Source organism: Caproicibacterium sp. NSD3 (assembly GCF_053613275.1).
This window is the reverse complement of the sequence record NZ_CM132119.1, coordinates 479,292-498,013: the sequence shown is the minus strand read 5'-3', so window position 1 is coordinate 498,013 and position 18,722 is coordinate 479,292. Positions and strand designations below refer to the sequence as shown.

Annotated in this window: 16 protein-coding genes; 9 read left to right on the top strand and 7 right to left on the bottom strand. The window is 39.5% G+C overall.

Annotated features, from left to right (window positions below; all coding sequences use genetic code 11):
- Window positions 1-189: 189 nt before the first annotated feature.
- The 4 genes from ACVS9P_RS02360 to ACVS9P_RS02345 all read right to left on the bottom strand — a co-directional run bounded on the left by ACVS9P_RS02360 (window position 190) and on the right by ACVS9P_RS02345 (window position 6,906).
- Window positions 190-846: a hypothetical protein gene (locus ACVS9P_RS02360; protein ID WP_452104045.1), complete on the bottom strand. Its 657-nt coding sequence runs from the start codon at window positions 844-846 to the stop codon at window positions 190-192.
- A gap of 11 nt (window positions 847-857) precedes the next feature.
- Window positions 858-2,876 (bottom strand): DEAD/DEAH box helicase, encoded by a 2,019-nt coding sequence (locus ACVS9P_RS02355; protein ID WP_452104044.1) that lies wholly within the window; start codon window positions 2,874-2,876, stop codon window positions 858-860.
- 568 nt (window positions 2,877-3,444) lie between these two features.
- Window positions 3,445-5,796, bottom strand: coding sequence for a S8 family peptidase (locus ACVS9P_RS02350; protein ID WP_452104043.1), 2,352 nt, complete (start codon window positions 5,794-5,796; stop codon window positions 3,445-3,447).
- A gap of 3 nt (window positions 5,797-5,799) precedes the next feature.
- Complete coding sequence (locus ACVS9P_RS02345; RefSeq protein WP_452104042.1) at window positions 5,800-6,906, bottom strand: AAA family ATPase; 1,107 nt, start codon at window positions 6,904-6,906, stop codon at window positions 5,800-5,802.
- Window positions 6,907-7,436: 530 nt separating this feature from the next.
- Here ACVS9P_RS02345 and ACVS9P_RS02340 point away from each other — a divergent pair.
- The 3 genes from ACVS9P_RS02340 (at window position 7,437) to ACVS9P_RS02330 (ending at window position 9,060) form a co-directional block, all read left to right on the top strand.
- Window positions 7,437-7,856 (top strand): GIY-YIG nuclease family protein, encoded by a 420-nt coding sequence (locus ACVS9P_RS02340; protein ID WP_452104041.1) that lies wholly within the window; start codon window positions 7,437-7,439, stop codon window positions 7,854-7,856.
- A gap of 38 nt (window positions 7,857-7,894) precedes the next feature.
- Window positions 7,895-8,485, top strand: a complete 591-nt coding sequence (locus ACVS9P_RS02335) for a hypothetical protein (RefSeq protein WP_452104040.1) — start codon at window positions 7,895-7,897, stop codon at window positions 8,483-8,485.
- Window positions 8,486-8,679: 194 nt separating this feature from the next.
- Window positions 8,680-9,060 (top strand): hypothetical protein, encoded by a 381-nt coding sequence (locus ACVS9P_RS02330; protein WP_452104039.1) that lies wholly within the window; start codon window positions 8,680-8,682, stop codon window positions 9,058-9,060.
- Here the strand turns inward: ACVS9P_RS02330 and ACVS9P_RS02325 are convergent.
- Both ACVS9P_RS02325 and ACVS9P_RS02320 read right to left on the bottom strand, forming a co-directional pair.
- Entirely contained in the window at window positions 8,990-10,510 is a 1,521-nt protein-coding gene (locus ACVS9P_RS02325) for a FeoB small GTPase domain-containing protein (RefSeq protein ID WP_452104038.1), read from the bottom strand. The genes ACVS9P_RS02330 and ACVS9P_RS02325 overlap by 71 nt on opposite strands.
- A 19-nt stretch (window positions 10,511-10,529) precedes the next feature.
- A complete protein-coding gene (locus ACVS9P_RS02320) occupies window positions 10,530-10,763 on the bottom strand; it encodes a FeoA family protein (protein WP_180341370.1) in 234 nt (77 codons plus the stop codon).
- A gap of 119 nt (window positions 10,764-10,882) precedes the next feature.
- Between ACVS9P_RS02320 and ACVS9P_RS02315 the strand changes: the two genes are divergently transcribed.
- On the top strand, window positions 10,883-11,377 hold the full coding sequence (locus tag ACVS9P_RS02315) for a metal-dependent transcriptional regulator (protein WP_452104037.1): 495 nt from the start codon (window positions 10,883-10,885) through the stop codon (window positions 11,375-11,377).
- A gap of 69 nt (window positions 11,378-11,446) precedes the next feature.
- Here ACVS9P_RS02315 and ACVS9P_RS02310 read toward each other — a convergent pair whose 3' ends face one another.
- Complete coding sequence (locus tag ACVS9P_RS02310) at window positions 11,447-12,757, bottom strand: hypothetical protein (RefSeq protein ID WP_452104036.1); 1,311 nt, start codon at window positions 12,755-12,757, stop codon at window positions 11,447-11,449.
- Window positions 12,758-12,961: 204 nt separating this feature from the next.
- Between ACVS9P_RS02310 and ACVS9P_RS02305 the strand changes: the two genes are divergently transcribed.
- From ACVS9P_RS02305 to ACVS9P_RS02285, 5 genes are all read left to right on the top strand, one after another.
- Window positions 12,962-14,359, top strand: coding sequence for a sodium/glutamate symporter (locus ACVS9P_RS02305; protein WP_452104035.1), 1,398 nt, complete (start codon window positions 12,962-12,964; stop codon window positions 14,357-14,359).
- Between the two features lie 28 nt (window positions 14,360-14,387).
- Window positions 14,388-15,803 carry a M20 family metallopeptidase gene (locus ACVS9P_RS02300; protein WP_452104034.1) on the top strand — a complete coding sequence of 472 codons (1,416 nt, stop codon included), beginning with the start codon at window positions 14,388-14,390 and terminating at the stop codon, window positions 15,801-15,803.
- Window positions 15,804-15,851: 48 nt separating this feature from the next.
- Window positions 15,852-17,024, top strand: coding sequence for a M20 metallopeptidase family protein (locus tag ACVS9P_RS02295; protein WP_452104033.1), 1,173 nt, complete (start codon window positions 15,852-15,854; stop codon window positions 17,022-17,024).
- Window positions 17,025-17,224: 200 nt separating this feature from the next.
- Window positions 17,225-17,647, top strand: a complete 423-nt coding sequence (locus ACVS9P_RS02290) for a hypothetical protein (protein ID WP_452104032.1) — start codon at window positions 17,225-17,227, stop codon at window positions 17,645-17,647.
- 71 nt (window positions 17,648-17,718) lie between these two features.
- Complete coding sequence (locus ACVS9P_RS02285) at window positions 17,719-18,543, top strand: hypothetical protein (protein WP_452104031.1); 825 nt, start codon at window positions 17,719-17,721, stop codon at window positions 18,541-18,543.
- Window positions 18,544-18,722: the final 179 nt, after the last annotated feature.

The following is an 18,722-nucleotide window of genomic DNA, read 5'->3' as shown; positions in this document are numbered from 1 at the left end:
ACACCAGAGAAAAATTGACAAGGACTTTTTTATCAAAATAAAGGCTCTGCAACGGTGAAATATTCTCTGTTACAGAGCAGCATGTGTCTGTATAAGTGAAATTTATTGATGAAAATTCACTTCAAACAGGTTATGATCATTACCGGAATATTCATCAAAATTACATAAAGTATTGTTAGGCTATCTACTTCATGTAATATATTTGCAGTTTGTAAGGATATTCAATAGATCGAGCATCCATTCACTTTCAACACCGCTTCGCAATCCTATCTTTAGCACATTGTTTTGTGAGAAAAAAAAATCAAGATGATGTTCTGGGTGTAACTCGCCATTTGCATGTTTTATGTCGTGATCATATCGCAAATAACCAGGTTCAAAAAGCACAAGGTGTTTGATTAACTCACACAAGCCATCCCAGTTTATATCATCCCACTCATTATCTACGATTTCTTGAAGAACCTTTTGATCGATATTTTCTAATGAACCTTTGAAAATATCTTTTTGTTCAAAAACAGCTAATAGCAACGAGGAAACTATACTGTCAATTTTCAAAAAATCTCCATAATACACAGATAAACAATCATTACCATCTGATGGTATTTGAACTTGCAATGGAAATTGGAATGTAAATATTTTATTCTTTACACAGAATAGCAATCGACTCATTTTGTCAATATATAGAATCATTTTTCTGCTATTTTCCTCAGGGGTCTGCTGAGAAAGCGGCGAAGAGACGAGGAATTTTATTGTATGAGCAAGTAAGATTAAAATATCATATTTTGTTCTGATTGGCAAAAGTGATTGCTCATATAAAGAATCACTTAACGCGAATTCAAATCTTTTCATTTCACTACCATTTACATAAAGGCAGAAATCATTTTCTTTGTTCTGTCCTGAATTTCGAATTCGCTCATTATTCCTTCGTCGCCAATTATATTCATCATTGCCTGTATTATAAATTGTTTGTTTTTCTGAGAAAGTTGAGGATATTCACCAAATACTTCTTCAATAACATCTTTCACTGGACGTTGTTTTTTAGCGACGGCAATACTAACCTTTTGATTTTGTTGACGCTTTTCATTTTCGCGAGGTTCTCGCAAAGTCATCACGCCGCTATCACTTATTACTCGTGCAGCTAATTTGTACTTTTCAATAAAATCATGATTGATACTGTTGACAAGGAAATATGACGTTATAAACGAGCGCGTAAGCATCATATAAATTGTATTTCTCGAGAAAACATTATTAGTGATGAGCCCACGTACAAGACAAATTACAAATGGGAATTCTAATCCTTTTATATTATTGCGATTACTAATAAATACAGCATCATTTGTACTGTTTTTTGTCTCGTATCCCTTCGTGACTTTCCATGAGTATTTCTTAGGAATAGATATTGCCAGGCTGTCTGCTAGGTCATAATTTGATTTGTATTTACTTTCTAGAAAAACAATGGCAATATCTCCTGGTTGCACGGTGTTATGTTTAGCCCTGATGGAATCAATAATGTGAAAAACGCTCTCCTCTATTTCATCATCTTCGCTACTTAACACTTCAATGCTATCAACGCCGGACATATCTAAGTCTTCAAATCGGCGCAATGGAGCCCGGGAGAGAGTAAATGTGGAATCAGTTCGTTTAATCCTGTATCCACATGAAATCCATTCGTCGTCATCTAACCAACGGATTACAGGTGTTTCATAAAGTCCCATTCCTACAGCATGTGCAAACATTAATGTCCTAGGATCAGTGCGATAACACTTATTTAATAAGTAATCGCTTCTAACGGATTGATCAATTGTTCGATCATAAATATCTTGGAAAATATCTCCAGCAATGTAAACGATCTGACGTGTCACCAATTCACAAAGTTCAAAAAAACTCTGAGGAAAATCCTGGCTTTCATCAATAAGGATATAATCAAAGCATGGTTCAAAATCCCCCATCAGTTTCAAGTTGCCAATTGCATTTTGACAAACTGTATCAAACTGCCATGCGTTAGAATATGAATGAAACTCTAAATTATATTTTGAACAAATATAGCTATATATTCCTGAGTTTGGATTACCCATAGACCCCCAACTAGACATTACCCATAAGCGTTCTTCCCATTTTATCTGTTCTTCAACGCGCATAAAATTAAAGAATTCTGGGACCCGTTTGCGCATACTTTGTGCAAGTATTTTATTAAAACAGGTAAACACAATCTTTGAGCTTTTATCCTTGGTATATAGATCTTTTAATTTATGCAACAGTAATTCCGTTTTTCCGGTTCCAGCCAGTCCCTGAATCGTAATACGCTTTTGCATTGTTGGTTGTGAGTATATGAATCTACTTTGATCGCCATCGAACAGTATAATTTTCTTTTTTACCTGATCAAGTAAAGTTTCAGGATGTTCTCCACCGATACGACTAATATCATTAATACTACCAATTAGCAACGATATTAAAAAATCTGCATTGCGCTGTTCAATGGTATCTTCTAAAAAGGTGCTTTTAAATACAAAATCTGCGCTTTCTATGTTTGGCTTATTTAATTGAGTTATAAGGCTATTTCTCCAAGTTCGTGGACGTCCTAGCTGAGCGCGATAATCATATTTATCAGACAAATAACCTAAATCTTCAATAAAATCATCGCAAAAATCCTTAAAATCATCATTGTCTGTCGCCCGGAAATTAACAAGACAAATCTTATGCTTTGGGGTTAATACTGCAACAGCATCATCATAGTCATAACGTGATGGTTCAGTTCCTAAAGGCGATTTAATTATATAAATTTGTACAGAATGCTGTTCTGAATAGAGTCTAAGCGTATTGATTAATGCAGCATTATTATCATTCTTTTGGACGTCACAAAAAAACAAGCTGTTATCCATACATACTCCTCCGAATATATGCTTTACCCGCATATATAAAAATAAACAATTTATGTTAATGTAATTTTCACTTATTATAGCATCCATGCGTGCGAAATGAAATACAACGCTTGTGATCTTGAATATGCATAATTGTTAAAGCTAAGAAGGATTCATGCAATAAAAATTCGCGAGCAGATGTGAAACAAACCATTCATACAAAATGCAATCTATTTTCAACCTAATATTATAATAATAGCACATCAGTTTTACAATGTCACGCCAAGCATTTTATTCAATGATCCAGGACTTTTTTGTTAAAAATTGAATATTATATCCAATTAATTTCGTTGAGGAGCAATTTCATAATATATATGCAAAGTTTGTATATTACGCTTAGACAGAGCCCTTGTTATAATACATATCCCTTTATTGCGTTAATAATTGCCCTTGATTTCTATAAAATGGGATATTAAAAAGGCCTTTGACAAAAGCCAACGGCCTTTTGCTTTGCATGCATGGATGCGGATTTGTAAGAAGCAGGTCCTATAAGAGCACTTGTAGTTAAGACACTTTCATGTTTATGTATTTATAGGCCCAAAGAGATGTCATTAGTAATTTTAATATTACTATGCCAGAAATTAAATGCATCTAATCCCTGTGTAACCTCATCGTATACATGAGCTTTACGTTGTGGGTCTTTGATAGTAATTATTAAACAAACATCTTGGCTTGGAATTCTATGTTCTAATTCTGCCAACTGTTCAGTGTGATCTCTAAACAATCCCTGCAAAAACAGAAACCATTGTTTATCTGGCGTTGTAAAGTGTTGCCTGTTTATTTCTGATAATTCAGATAAATCAACAGCATACTTCTTTACTGGATAATACTTATCTGCGTACTGTATTAGCAACCGCTCTCTTAAAGCAAAGTCACTTTTGTTGTCTCTCATCAATCTTTTACTATATAAATTTTCTCTAAATAAATTCTGCGCTCCTGCGCGGCCAACAGGGTTGAGAATATTATGTTTACTAGTATCCCGTGGCTGTTTAGCGTCATAAGAACCAAACTTTATATCAACATTTGACTGACAGTATTCTACTCCTTGTGTCGGGTCAAGGATGGGATCATAAACCAGCGTTGCAATAATCTGGCCTGTATAATACCCGTTTCTTATCAAGGATTTTGGCATGGGGAAGTCCATAATATCTATCTTTTCTCCCTTTGAAAGCGTGCCACGCAGGATAAGAGTAGCTTCATAGGGGTCATTATATAGAATTTGAGATATATTTTTTGGTACACCAAAACCTAATTGTTTTGTCCTTTCAGTTACAGGAATTTGGAGATTTTTCGAGTACGACGCTGAGTGGATAATCAAACCTTTAAGTAGTAGCGGATCAAATTCCTCGTCTAGTTCCTGATATAATCCGGTAGCTAACGAGGCTATGCGTGGGGTCGAAAAACTTGTTCCAACGCTACTTGCCAAATCCCCCTTTTTCGAAAAAGACTTAACCCCTGTTGTAACAAGTTTTCCGTTTTGGTTGACGCCAGCGTTTCCACCATAGTGAGATACTTCGGGTTTAATGATAAACTCTGGGCCGGGGCCTATTCTTGAAAAAGGTGAAGGATTATCAATATCTGCGAAGTCATCAGGCCCTTTTGCATGTGCTACAGAACCTATAACCAGAGACCTTACAGAATCAGCACCTTCGTGAATTCTTCCCTTAGGTCTTCCAGAAATAAAGTTCCTACAATTACCGGCAGATTTACATATTAGGATATTGTATTTATCTTGAAGATCGTCCAATGCGATTGCCAAATCTGAAAATTTAGTATCGCAAACCGGGCGAGTAACGCTGATAGACAGATTCCATATTTTTACTTTCTCATAGTTTGCATCAATTGCCTCGCGAATATTTGCAATTAAGTCATCTTCGTCAAGACCCTCTTTTGCTTCATCTGGAAATATAGTTGCATCAAATATCTTTATTCCTTTGTGCCCAACCCATTCTTGATTTTCACAGGCATCTCCGTACAACGCTATTCCAGCGACAAATGTGCCATGGGTAGGATTTATTGCAGACTCAGGATATACTGTCCATCGTTTTCCGGCTATCCATGGAGCGAGTTGTGGAATCGGTGCTATACCATTGTCAAGTATCCCTAATGTCTCATAACGATGCCCGTCAACAGGTTTCATAACTTCAATAGTAGTTTCTTCTTGGGCAGAATCCAACGACACAATATATTTTGGCATCGGCTCAATAGAAAATAACATTTCATATGCATCATCACCACGGAGCTCGTCAAGCATAGTTTGGGGATTCAGTTCTACTTTGTATATAGAGAACTGACTTGCATAACTTGTTTTTTTAAACGGAATTCTCCGTGAGGTCAACGCTCGCTCAAATAATCGTTGCATGGATATATTGGTTTCATAGTCCTGAAAATCAATAAGTTTAATTTTGTACATTGTTTCATTATCCTGTTTCTGTATGACAGGACGAAACTCCAAAAAGGTTTCAAGGCAAGAAAGTGCGTAGCTGTTACGATTGCAATCTTGTAGCCTATTTGATATTTCGTCCATTTGTGAAACAGAATCGAGCTTTACAATTAGCTCATCCGAGTCTACCAGTCCAATCACATTACTTCTATCATCTGTTTGGAATAATGATGAGATATCTTTTCGACGGGATTTGGAAGTCGAGTCGTCGCACATTTTGGCCACAAACACAAAAGGAACTGCAGATTTGCGCTCTGCACGTTCGGTAACAATTTCTGAAAACTGATTAAACGCTGAAAATAACTCGCTAGAACGTTGCACAAGTTCGTCCCCAGTAAGTACCCATTTAGGATCTTCAGAATTTCTAGATCCTTCAACTCTTAACTCATCTACTTCTCGTGGAGCAAAAAATTTAATGGGAAGTTTTTCATTTTCCATGGCTTATGGCTCCTTCCTAACAATGCTTCTTGAAATTCCTTGTATTTTGCGAAGCGGTATTTCTAGGCTTTCGTTGATCTCTTTATGAGTAGCACCATATTTCATCAAGAACTTTATAAAATCGTCTTCATTTTCAATGGCGTGATTTTTGTGAAAGTAAATTTCTTTTAGTACATCACAACTTGTTAAACAGTTTCTGTCTGAAAGTATCACATCACGCATTGCATTAAACACTATCGTCTTAATATCTGAATGACTAAGTCCAATCAGAGCATCTTCAATAAGATCCAGCTTTTTGGGAATTGATAAAAAATTTGTTTTTTTGCCATCGAAAAGGACATAAAGTAACTGATTTATTTCTTCCTTCTGCGGTTTTTCTAGTGTTATTATTGTAGTAAACCGTCTCCAGATTGCCGAATCAAGCAGTTCATGGTGATTGGTTGCAGCAATTAAAATGCTGTCATTGCTAAAAGCATCTATGTTTTGAATCAAACTGTTTACAACTCTCTTTAGTTCACCAAGCTCATTTTTATCGTCTCTCAACTTCGCAATGACATCAAATTCATCCAAAAACAAAATGCACTCTCTTTTTGAAGCATAATCAAAAATTTTGCGTATGTTTTTGGCTGTACTGCCAAGCAATGAAGATACCAAACCATCCAATCTTGCAGTAACAAGGGGAAGTCCAGTGATACTAGATATAAATTTCGCTACCGTCGTTTTGCCACAGCCTGGGGGACCATAAAGCAGTAAAGCGTTGGCAGCACCGATTCCGGATTTAAGCAAATCATCCCTGCGATTGTAGCTCTCAATGAAATTATAGATTGCTTCCTGGGAGTATTTGCTCAAAATCACTTGACTAGGTTCAATCTGAGGCGATGTGATCTCGATAATGTCCATCCGGCTTTCTGCATCGACTGGCTTTGTCGCAAAGCTATCCAATGAAGTAAGAGTTCCCTTTTTTTTGCTTAAAGTTGATCTAATCCTTTTTGCCAGTGAACTCTCTCCTTGGCTTTCGAGATTATCTGCTAAGACGGTAGCATAGTTAATTACCTTTTCCTTGTCATTGACTAGGCCGCCTTCAATAATTTTAACAATTTCTGTATACAACGATGGCCCACCTCACTTATTTGTTATTAGTATACGTGATTTTGTTTGCAAAGTCAATCTATAATGTTATTGGGCTTGGCATAATTGTTGTTAAATTAAGTCACATCGTTTTTAAATTCAAGAGCTTTGTTGCTGAAAATTAGGGCACTGGTTTACCTTTTAGTCAATTCAAGTTTCTGCTTCTCTAAATTGCAAATGATTTTTACGCATATCGTCAATCACCATTTGCTTGAATTCTCCGCTATAATGCTTTTTCCAGATCCCTTTTGGCATAAAAAACACCCCAATCATTTTTCAGTATATCATACTGCCCAACAATTGCGGTGCAGTTCATTTTAAGGACGGCTGAGGGATTTTTTGACGTGAATGTAATTCACGATTTTGCTGTCAATTAATCCAAATACGTAAAACTGTCTAATTTACACGAATTTTAATACAAAGTGTTCCATTTTATGGTATTTAAGAGTATTATTAACGCAATAAATAAGAAATGTTTATAATTTGTCATGGGTTTGGATAGAGGTAATTTAATGGATTGGCTGGAAAATAAGTACGATATTGATTATATTAATTATTTGACGAAAAAAAGCGATAGTATAAAATATCCCGATATATATAAGTTCCCTTCTCGTAATAATTATAAGGAATTACAAGAATTCAAAGGGAAATATGGTGCATATTTGTTTACAGAGGATGAGACAAATACTGTCCTATATGTTGGGCAAGCAACAACTCAGTCCTTATATGTCAGAGTTAAACAGCATTTTGTAAGCAGTGATACTGGTGGACTACGATATAAATTACGTAATAAAAAAGGAAGCTTAAACAAACTCAATCAATCCAAATTATACGTTATTCCACTTGATGTTGACGACAAAAGAAAAATTTTGTTTTTCGAGTGTTATTTAATTTCTAAATTCCAACCGGCTTTCAATTTCAAAGTTGGATAATAATCAAAAATTTTTTAGAAAGAGGGTTAGTGGTTAATATGGACAAGCTGGAATTTATTGAATTCTATATAAGAAGTTGTGATGATGTGATAAACTGTGTATATGTAGACGGTGCCCGTAAACTTCAGGACGAAATCATTGGAGTATTTGGATCTGAAATTCCTGACATAAAGAATAAGTTAAAATCTTATGGTCCAAAAGACCAAATTGATTTTATCGAAGATATTAAGCTAATAAAGCAAAAGCTTATAAATTATGAGATTAATTTTCAAAATATTCAGAATAAAATGAAATATGATCTTGAATTAGCCCGATTAAAACAGCCTCAATTATCGGCTCACGCTGAAGCAAATCCAACTCAAACAGCAACAGCAACAGCAAATGTGACTGTTACCATTGAACAAGCAATAAAGCAGATCGACAAAATTTCGGAAGATAGCCTATCCAATATCGACAAAGACAAATTAAAAGAATATCTCTATTCCTTAGAAGGAATTAAGGCTGCAAGAGATAGGAACAAGCTTTGGGTGAAAGCTAAAGAAATATTAAAGTTCATAGCAGATAAAGGTGCAGATGCAGCAATTGCTGGGTTACCTTTTATTATCACGGCAATTCAATCGATAAAATAGTGTTGAATTATCAAATTGCGACTTTTCATTATGTTTATTAAATAACCTAATTGGAGGAAGTTTACGAATATTTCGGCTTTTCTCAGCTATCAGAAACCATATATGAAAGCTCAGAAAGATTTTATAGAAAGAATAACAAAATACCTAATGTCAAGGGGGCTAGAACCTAGAACCCTAGGTATTACTGACTATGTATGGAAGAACCTTTAATTGCTATAAGGAGACTTATGATAGAATCTAATGGACTTTTAACTGTAGCATTTAGGCGAGGTTATATTCAACATGGTCAAGGAAAGCCTGACAGTAATATTTACGAATCAAACTATGATCTTTCAGATAAATGGATTACTAGCCCTTATTGTCAGATTGAGCCTGCCATGGCATTTCAACTTGGTCTTCCGATTCTCATATTAAAAGAAAAAGGTGTAACAGGTACATATCTACCAGAATTTGATTTAAAGAATCCAATTGAACAATATTTTGGCTCTCGTGAATGGCAGCAACTCATTGATAAATGGGAAATTTTAGTGAGAAAAGTAGTAGAAAACAAAGGTTGTCCTCCAAAGTTATACTAGAAAATGTAACCTTCCTATTATGTTTATAATAATATCTTCCAACTAAAAGGATCACCACCAACCGTCCAATAAAAAGGACGGTTGGTGGTGATTTTTCTATGTGAATATAATTCACATTCTTATAATACAAATTTATACTCTCTATGCACATTGTAAGTGCTTGTTTACCGCAGGCACAGCAGCGTTTAAACGGCTTATCGAGATTATAAGCCACTCTAGGCAGATATCCGGCGTCTTCCAAAAGTGTAAACATCGGAAAAAAGATTGCCATTGGCGGAAGCATCACCGAAACAACCCAGGCGAGCACCCGATAAACTCCAAATACCAGCGCTCCATAGAACCATTCCGGCGCATTGATCGAGCGAAAGAAATCTGTCAGCCGATCCTGTACCCAAAACAGTCCGTCGGATAAAAGCTCCGAAGGGTAATTCGCCCCTGTAATCGTAATCCAGAAAATCAAAGCCAAGAGTGCAAGCATAATTGGATATCCGGTCATTTTACTTGTGAGAATCCGATCCATCCGACGGTCAAATGCACTATATTTTTCCTTCTCATATGTAACCGCGCCGCGGCATACCTTTTCGGCAGCAGTCACTAAAGAAGAAACCATCTGGTCTTTTAACCCATCTTTGCTGAGTCCTTTTTCCTTAAGGAAACTTTTTGCCCGCGTAACACCTGCAAAAAGGATTGGGTCCTTGAGAAAATCTTCTCCTAAATAAGAATCAATTTCTTTCATTAAAGATACGTCCGTGTCCAACAGTTTTAAGCTGAGCCACCGACTATTTAACTTTCCGTTTAACTTTCTTTGGAGCAGCGGCTCTATCATCGCAACTGCTTCTTCAATTTCTTCTGAATAAGTAACTTTTAGCGGAAAAGCTGAAAGTTTCCCATCAACCACACTGTCTAAAGTGTTCATTAGCTTTTGCAGGCTGCTTTTTTTTCTGGCTATGGTACTGACTACCGGAACTCCCAAACGCTTTTGGAGCATTTTTAAATCGATGCGAATATTCTTTTTCTTGGCTTCGTCCATCAAATTGACGCATACGACTACTTTTGAAGAAATTTCTATCGTCTGCAAAACCAAATTGAGATTGCGTTCCAGGCAAGTCGCATCACAAACAACGACCACCGCATCCGGATCCCCAAAGCAGATAAAATTTCTCGCAACTTCTTCTTCTGCAGAATGCGCCATCAAAGAATAGGTTCCCGGAATATCCACCATCACATAAGAATGTCTTTTTGTTCCACAATATCCCTGCGCATTGGTTACCGTTTTTCCCGGCCAGTTTCCGGTATGCTGATTCATCCCTGTAAGTCCATTAAAGACGGTACTCTTCCCCACATTTGGATTTCCCGCCAGCGCAATAACCCGATCGAGCGGTGTATGCTTTTGAATCTTTAACCCGGAATCCACCGCGTTAATTCCAACCGAACGATTTGTTAACCCCATTCTGAGAGCCCCTTTCCGACTAAGCTTTAATCAGGATGTTTTGGCAGTCTTCTGAACGGATGGCAATTACTGCTCCCCGAATCAGGAATGCCGATGGGTCCCCTCCCGGGCTTCTTCCGAGACATTCCACATCTGTATTTTCGATGAGCCCGATATCCAAAAGTCGGCGTCTCATGCTGCCTTTGGAGTTTAATGAACGGACAACTGCGTGCTGTCCCGGTACAATATCATTTAAGCAAAGCTGCTGATTCATAGAAATGACACCTTTCGAATAAATTTTAGGAGAAGGAAACTTTTGGTCTATCAACAGATTATTCAGCTTTCAAAATATTCGTTCCAGAAGTTGAATCATTAAAAATAAGGTGAATTCTTATGAAAGAGCAAAACGGATTTTATACTCTGAAAGGCTATCAGAAAAACGACAGCGCAGATATGACCTCTGCAATGGAAGATTATTTAGAAATGATCTGCCGAATTTTACAGCAAGGTGAAACCGTAAAGGTAGGAGAGCTTTCCCAAAGACTTCACGTAAAGCCTTCTTCCGTTACGAAAATGGTACAGCAACTGACCAGCTGTGGATATCTTCGTTCAGAAAAATACGGTTTGATCTGCTTAACCCCAAAAGGCAGTAAGGTCGGAAAATATCTGCTATACCGTCATGACGTTTTATTTCGTTTTCTCTGTATTCTCAATCATTCTCAGGACGAATTGGAGGAAGCGGAAAAGATCGAACATTTCTTAACTCCTGCTACGATTCACAGGCTCGATGAGCTGACGCAAGAGCTGGAAATTACAAGAGGAAAGGCTTCTGCCAAACTTTCTGAAAAAGGGCAAACAAGTCTAATCGAAAAAGGACCTCCTCCATAGGATTCCGGAACATAAAAAAGGCGTACCACGAAAATTCGCAGTACGTCTTTTGTCTTTACTATTCTCTTATCATAAAAGCCTTTTTCTAAAACTTTCCGCTGAAAACCCATACGTTCTCGTTGGTCTTCCTTTTTTATTGGGGCCTGAAATCGAAATTTCATGGATCAGCTGTGCTTCTAAAAGCTGCTGCAAAATTCGGTTTGCGCTGCGGGAAGTTACATTCAGCAATTTTCCGACAGAAGCTGCTGTCAGATGCGCCGACTCATTGAGCTGAAACAGCCCGACAAGTTTTAGCAAATTGGTCTGGTTAATTCCACAATTTTTTGCAAATGAAACCGCATTCTGATTTTCATAACTGTAAGTGACTGCTTGTGTAGCAGAAAGGGGGCCTGTCATCTCCGCATTGTCTCCACTTACCAAAAAGCCGTCGTTGCCGCCGTATTTTAGAGCTTCCAGCAATGCAACTTCGGCATAATAATGGCTGCGGTCTCCGGAAGGATTGAGCCCCGCTCCGATACGAAATGGAAAATTCAAATGTTCCTGCAGATAACGCACCAATCTTTGAATCCGTTCCACAGAGATTGTCTGAATCGGTGCCTGCGTCTGGAGTTCAAAGCGCCCAAAGCCGGCAGTGATCGAAAAGTCCATTCCATTATCTCGGCGAAAATCCACCAGCAGCTTATGCAGCGTTGCTTCTCTGTACTCGCGCTCTTCCCCATTGCAGCTTCGTTCCATAGGCAGCCGCAAAATAACGACTAAGTGGTCCATTTCCTCCGCCTGAGAAAGCCGTAATTCTTTTACTGCAGCTTCGATTGATTCCCGAATCATAATAGCAGAAGGGAAAACTGCAAGATATGGAATCTTCAGCTCGTCCAATGCCTTAAGATTATTAATGCTTCGGCTGATAACCAGATCAATTTTTCCAGCATCCCAAAGTTCCTGGGTACGGGCGGTAATCCGTTTATAGTCATAAATCTTGTCTTCATAAAAATAAGGCATATTCTTTGGATCAATATACCGCTGCACGTCCATAAAATGATTAAGAGGAGTCAAAAAATCTACAAATACGCGATTTAAGGGAATCTCCGGGTGTTCAATACAAAAATTCAGCAGAATTCCCAGAATGTCTTTTGTTCCATAGGCAGTAAAGGCACAAGGAATCGCAACATTAGGGATATGGTTATGAATATAATGATACCCCAGCTCTCCAGAAAAGAAAATAACGTCGCACCGATTCTTGCAGTCCTCATAGATCCAGTCAATATCGGAAAGCTCATTATAGATATACTTGTGAAATTCACACCCAAAATCATAGCTTTCAATAACTTTATTGATCGGTTCCAGCGAACGCTTCGGACTAACAATCGCAACAGAAATCATAAAATCTCCCAATCCGTTCCTTAAGATTATTACGTCGAAAATTAATTTATCACAAATTTTTTGATGGATTTTCTTTAATATATCACAAAGATTTTATTTCGTCAAAAAAAGGATTGACTTTTCTTGCTGTTGATGATATTGTGAATTCAAAATTAAGGACTTAAAATTTTAAGTCCTTAAATAAAACTAGAGGGGGAATACCTAATGACCAGTGCTATCCTTACCGACCTGCTTAAAAGTTTGGGACTTTTAGGCGCATTCCTACTAATCGGCGTGTTTTTACGCGCCAAAGTGAAAGCCTTTCAGAAAGCCTTTATTCCGGCTTCCGTGATCGGTGGATTTCTGCTCTTACTCCTAGGGCCGCAATGCTTTAACATTCTTCCGGTCCCTACTGATTGGTTTAACACCTATTCTCTATTACCAGGCATTTTAATCGTTCCTGTTGTCGCATCTGTCCCTCTGGGTCTGCGCATAGGAACAGGGAAAGGTGCTTCTGCAGGAGAAGATGCCGGCGTCCTCAAAAATATTGTTCCACTAATGTTTATCGGACTTGGTGCCAGCATGCTGCAATTTGCAGTCGGCTATGGCACACATGTTGCCTTCAACAATCAGAATCTCTATGATGTTTTCGGCATCGAACTTGCAATTGGATTTGTTGGAGGTCATGGCACTGCAGGTACCCTCGGCAATATGCTCAACGAAATGAATTTACCATATTGGCAAACTTCTCAGGGCGTTGCAATCACCACAGCAACCTTTGGCCTTGTCGGCGGCATTCTGATCGGCATTGCAATGATCAACTGGGCTGCCCGTCATGGCCAGACCGCCATGCTAAAGAAGCCAGCAGATGTTCCGGAACCGCTCCGTGTTGGTTTTGAAAAAGATCCTGCAAAGCAAGCTTCTATCGGCCGTGAAACCACAATGTCTTCCTCCATTGATGCATTTGCATTCCATATGGCTCTGATTTTTCTCGCCTGCGGAATTTCCTATTGGATTCTTCAATTAACCAAAACTTTTAATATTCCGGTATTAAGCAGTATTTCTGTATGGGCTTACGGCATGCTCGTCATGTTCCTCATCTGGGGAATTATGTGCAAATTGAAGATCGATTATTTGGTCGATGATCATGTAAAGAGCAAAATTTCCGGTTCCTGCACTGAATTTGCTGTCATCGCAGCAATTGCAAGTATGCCACTAAAAGCAATCGCCACTTATATCGTTCCAATTCTTGTCATGGTCGTCCTCGGCTACATCGTTACCACCGCGGTTCTGTTCTTCTTCTGCAAACGTCTGTTGAAAGGCTACTGGTTTGAGCAGATGATCGGCACCTTCGGCATGGCAACAGGTGTTTTCCTGACAGGCGTTCTGCTTCTCAGAATCTGTGATCCAGACCTCAAGAGCCCTGCTCTTGCAAACTATTCACTCTCTTACACCGTTACCAGTATTATTTACTTTGCATTACTTAACATGTTTATTGTTCTGCCAATCAGCAATGGTTCAGGCTTTACTGCACTTGTTGGTCTTGGCCTTGGCATTGTCTCTTTGCTTGGTGCTATCATTTCCAGCCGTATCGCATTTGGCAAAGAATTTAAAGGAAACTGATTTCCCTACATAAAGGAAGAAACGTAATATGGAAACTTATGAAAAACTGCTTACTCAATTGAATGCGAAAATCTGGGATTTCTCAGAATTAAAATTTTGTGAATATCATTCTTCAGGGGCAATCATTGATCTTCTTAAAAAAGAAGGCTTTTCAGTAAAATCCGGTCTAGCCGGAATGGACACAGCTTTTACCGCCTCCTTTGGCAGCGGTCATCCTATTATTGGCATTTTAGCCGAATATGATGCGCTTTCGGGACTCAGCCAAAAAGCTAATGTTGCGTCTCCTTCTCCCAGAGAAGAAACGCCAAACGGACACGGCTGCGGGCACAGCCTTTTGGGCAGCGGCTCTGTCGGTGCCGCACTGATGGTGCGGGATTATCTGAAAGAAAACAAAAGGTCCGGCACAGTGGTCCTATATGGCTGCCCTGCAGAAGAAGGCGGCTCCGGAAAAGCTTATCTTGCGAGAGCCGGTGCATTCGATCGTCTAGACGCCGCCATCACATGGCATCCCGGTGGAGGCAATGCTGTTGCAACCGGCTCCATGCTGGCAAATTGTCAGGCTTATTTTCGCTTTAAAGGAATTTCTGCTCACGCTGCCGGTGCACCGCATTTGGGGCGCAGTGCTTTGGATGCCGTAGAACTGATGGATGTTGGCGCTAACTATCTGCGGGAACATATTGAGCCGACCGATCGAATTCATTATGCAATTACCAACACCGGCGGGATTTCTCCAAACGTAATACCAAACCATGCAGAGGTCATCTATCTGATCCGCTCCACTGACTCAGAAAAAGTACAGAAACTGTACGACCGCGTCTGCAAGATTGCAAAAGGTGCTGCCCTGATGACAGAAACCGAAGTGGAAATTCGATTTGATAAAGCCTGTTCGAATGTGCTCTCAAACTCCGTACTGGAAGAGGTTCTTTATCAGAGTATGACGAGTATTCCTTTCCCCGTTTATACTGAAGAGGAATTGGATTTTGCAAAAGAGATGAAAAAGACCGTTAAAGAAACGGATATGGCAAGTGATCTTTCCCTAACGGCATCTTCTGCCGCAGAAAAGCAAAAAATAATCGCGAAATGTCAAGCGCTGCCGATGATGAATTTTGTCCTGCCTCACAAGCACATGGAAATTAATATCCCGGGTTCTTCAGATGTTGGTGACTGCAGTCACGTCGTTCCCACCGCTCAGTTTATTGGCGCCTGTTTTGTGCCCGGTACACCGGCGCACTCATGGCAGGCCGTAGCACAGGGAATCTCAGGCACAGCGGTCAAAGGAATGCTTTATGCTGCGAGGGTTCTCGCTGATACGGCAAAAAGGCTGATTGACGATCCTACGATTCTTTCAAAGGCTAAGGAAGAATTTTTATCCGAAACAGGCGGAAAACCGTACCATTGTCCGATTCCGCCCGAAATCATGCCAAATAGTAACGCAAAAAAATAAGATCGTTTTATGTAGCTTTTTCCAATAGAAAAGGGGGCAATTTTATTCATGACAATTCTTGAATCCGCACAAAAGATGGAACCACATCTTTCCGAACTGCGGGAAGAATTTCATCGCCATCCGGAGGCAGCTTTTGAGGAAAAAGAAACCTCCACTCTGATTGCAGCGGAACTGCGAAAGATCGGCAGCTATCAGATTACAGAAAATATCTGCGGTCATGGAATCCTTGCAGAAATCCATGGCAACAAGCCCGGCAAAGCGGTTGCTCTTCGCGCTGATATGGACGCTCTTCAGATTTCAGAAGAAACTGGGCTGCCATTTTGTTCTCAAAACCCAGGCATGATGCATGCATGCGGCCATGATAATCATATTACGATGCTGTTAGGCGCAGCGCATCTGCTCGCACAGTTTCAAGATCAAATTTCCGGAACAGTCCGGCTCATTTTCCAGCCCGCTGAAGAGCTTTCGCCAAAAGGTGGCTCCCGTTCCATGATTGAAGCCGGGGCATTAAAAGGAATCGATGCGATTTTTGGCCTGCATGTCTGGCCGGGACTTCCGCTTGGTACCTTTGGTGTAAAGGCCGGTCCTCTAATGGCTGCTTCTGATCATTTCTATGTTAAGATTCACGGAAAGTCCGGTCACGCAGCTACTCCTGAAGCAGGAATCGATTCGCTGCTCGCAGGTGCTCAATTTGTAACTGCAGCACAATCGATTATCAGCCGCAACACAGATCCTCTTAAATCGGCGGTCATCTCCATCGGAACCTTTAAAGCCGGCACACGCTACAACATTATCGCAGAAGAATGTGCTTTAGAGGGAACCTGCCGCACTTTTGACCCTGACGTTCAAGATCTGGCAGAGCGGCGTCTGGGAGAAGTATTGGAAGGGATCTGCACCTTATCACAGTGCACCGGAGAACTTGATTATGAACGGGGCTATATGGCCGTTAATAACGATGCAGCGATGTCCGATTATGTCCATAAAACCGCTGCTTCACTGTTTGGAGCAGAAAAATCCGTTCTTGTTCCCCATCCTTCCATGTGCGCAGAAGATTTTGCTTTTTATCTCAATCATGTTCCAGGCGCTTTCGCCTGGATTGGCACTGCAAAAGAAGGAGATCCAAGCTGGCCGCTGCATAGCTCTCACTTTACAGCCAACGAGGATATTCTATGGCGTGGTGCAGCACTGCTCGCGTCTTTGGCGCTGAATTTTAAAGGCTGATCTTCTTTATAAAAATTTCATTGAAAAAGGTTCCGTTTTTTCGGAACCTTTTTCTTTATATATGGCATATGATAGGTCTGCCCTATGTCTTCGCCTGCACAATTTTTATTTCTTATAACAGATGTTTTTATGTAAAAGTGTAATGAGAAATTAATATAAAATCTTACTTTTACATAAGTATTTGCGGGGACGGTGATGGTATGGATGAATTTTGTAAAAGCTCAAATTATCAAAGCACTTGGCGTCCTTTGATTAAAGAAGATGATCCCAGCATAGTGGATTCCCCTCCTAATGTTGAAAAAGTAAAAAAAGAATGTGAAAGTATTGAAAAGTCTACGGAAAAGAATGAGACATGCGAGGAAAATGATATTTTGAAAAAATTAACCCAAATGAGTGCTGATATTAATACATTGAATCATATGCTTTCTGAGCAAAAACAAACAATGGATCATCTGTTTACTCTTTTGGAGAAAAAGAAAACTATGTCCTCTGAAAAAGTTTTGAATTCCCAAAAAAGCAATCCATATCAACATTATTTTATTTCCGTTTTATTTGCCAAATTGCGTCGTTTGTTCGGACGTTTTCTAATATTTAGTCAGCACATCTTGCACATTAAGTTCTAATTCACATATGATATACATAGAAAATGATGTATCCTTTCATTTTCAATCTTAAATTTAGGAGTGAAAACTTCATGAGTACTGACGTAGCTCAAGAGCCACTTGATATTTATGTCCGAAGAGTTCTGGCGAAATCCGAACTGCTCCAGACACAGGAAGTCTTCCAAGAAAATTATTCTACTGATACTCCCCCTAAACCTTTGGGAACAAAGGCTCCATTAACGCTCTATATAATCAACCACGGCGCAGTGGCAAGCACTGAGTCCCCTAATCCAAGTACAGGATCTCCTGTAAAATGTGTGAAACTCTGCAAACGAATTCTCGACGAAAATCCGGGAAATACCATTCTCTGCACACAAAAGTCAAGGGTAACCCTTAATTTTGAACTGGTTTTAGTCGTGGAATACGAGGATAATACTTTTGATGTGCTGACACTTCCAAGAGACCTTGCCGCCTTTACGAAGTACACCGCCTCCACAAAAGCATTCGTTGGACCTACCGTACTTGATCCGACCACCGGCGCACCTATCATTCAGCATCAGAACGTAACCCAGCCTTATGAGCAGTTTGTCATTAAATATAATGCAACTTCAACTGCATACGCTAACTTTGAATACACGGTTACGATTCCTCTGACCAGTTTCAGCGCACCTCTGAGGAAATGCGAACTGAATGACCCGACACTTCAGTCCTATATCGTACTGAGAAACCTGACTTACAAAGTAGATGTGCTTGACCAATATTTGGCTCAGGCCAGTGCAACTACCACCATCTGGACCACAATGGTTAACTTCTCGCTGTCTGAAGACATCATCGATAAACTTGGAATCGATCAGGACATTCAAATTATGGGCACACCGGAATATGTTTGCCTGGATAGCGACTGCGACTGCTGCTGAAAAAGTATCGCAATCAGCTTTATTGCAAAATGAAGTGCTACCCGTTAAATGGGAAGAAAAATAATCAAGATCTGATTCAGGATACCGCCATCTGTTAAATACAATGGCGGTATCCTTTTCTATGTTAAGGATAAAGCAAAAGGCCGACGAGTCAAAATCGTCGGCCTTTTATTTTATTA

What these genes read in the sequence shown, in the direction of transcription:
- ACVS9P_RS02285 (WP_452104031.1), top strand. Translation starts at nt 17,719, where the DNA reads ATGAGTACTGACGTAGCTCAAGAGCCACTTGATATTTATGTCCGAAGA.
- ACVS9P_RS02290 (WP_452104032.1), top strand. Translation starts at nt 17,225, where the DNA reads ATGGATGAATTTTGTAAAAGCTCAAATTATCAAAGCACTTGGCGTCCT.
- ACVS9P_RS02295 (WP_452104033.1), top strand. Translation starts at nt 15,852, where the DNA reads ATGACAATTCTTGAATCCGCACAAAAGATGGAACCACATCTTTCCGAA.
- ACVS9P_RS02335 (WP_452104040.1), top strand. Translation starts at nt 7,895, where the DNA reads ATGGACAAGCTGGAATTTATTGAATTCTATATAAGAAGTTGTGATGAT.
- ACVS9P_RS02315 (WP_452104037.1), top strand. Translation starts at nt 10,883, where the DNA reads ATGAAAGAGCAAAACGGATTTTATACTCTGAAAGGCTATCAGAAAAAC.
- ACVS9P_RS02340 (WP_452104041.1), top strand. Translation starts at nt 7,437, where the DNA reads ATGGATTGGCTGGAAAATAAGTACGATATTGATTATATTAATTATTTG.
- ACVS9P_RS02330 (WP_452104039.1), top strand. Translation starts at nt 8,680, where the DNA reads ATGGAAGAACCTTTAATTGCTATAAGGAGACTTATGATAGAATCTAAT.
- ACVS9P_RS02360 (WP_452104045.1), bottom strand. Translation starts at nt 846, where the DNA reads ATGAAAAGATTTGAATTCGCGTTAAGTGATTCTTTATATGAGCAATCA.
- ACVS9P_RS02310 (WP_452104036.1), bottom strand. Translation starts at nt 12,757, where the DNA reads ATGATTTCTGTTGCGATTGTTAGTCCGAAGCGTTCGCTGGAACCGATC.
- ACVS9P_RS02300 (WP_452104034.1), top strand. Translation starts at nt 14,388, where the DNA reads ATGGAAACTTATGAAAAACTGCTTACTCAATTGAATGCGAAAATCTGG.
- ACVS9P_RS02320 (WP_180341370.1), bottom strand. Translation starts at nt 10,763, where the DNA reads ATGAATCAGCAGCTTTGCTTAAATGATATTGTACCGGGACAGCACGCA.
- ACVS9P_RS02305 (WP_452104035.1), top strand. Translation starts at nt 12,962, where the DNA reads ATGACCAGTGCTATCCTTACCGACCTGCTTAAAAGTTTGGGACTTTTA.
- ACVS9P_RS02325 (WP_452104038.1), bottom strand. Translation starts at nt 10,510, where the DNA reads ATGGGGTTAACAAATCGTTCGGTTGGAATTAACGCGGTGGATTCCGGG.
- ACVS9P_RS02350 (WP_452104043.1), bottom strand. Translation starts at nt 5,796, where the DNA reads ATGGAAAATGAAAAACTTCCCATTAAATTTTTTGCTCCACGAGAAGTA.
- ACVS9P_RS02355 (WP_452104044.1), bottom strand. Translation starts at nt 2,876, where the DNA reads ATGGATAACAGCTTGTTTTTTTGTGACGTCCAAAAGAATGATAATAAT.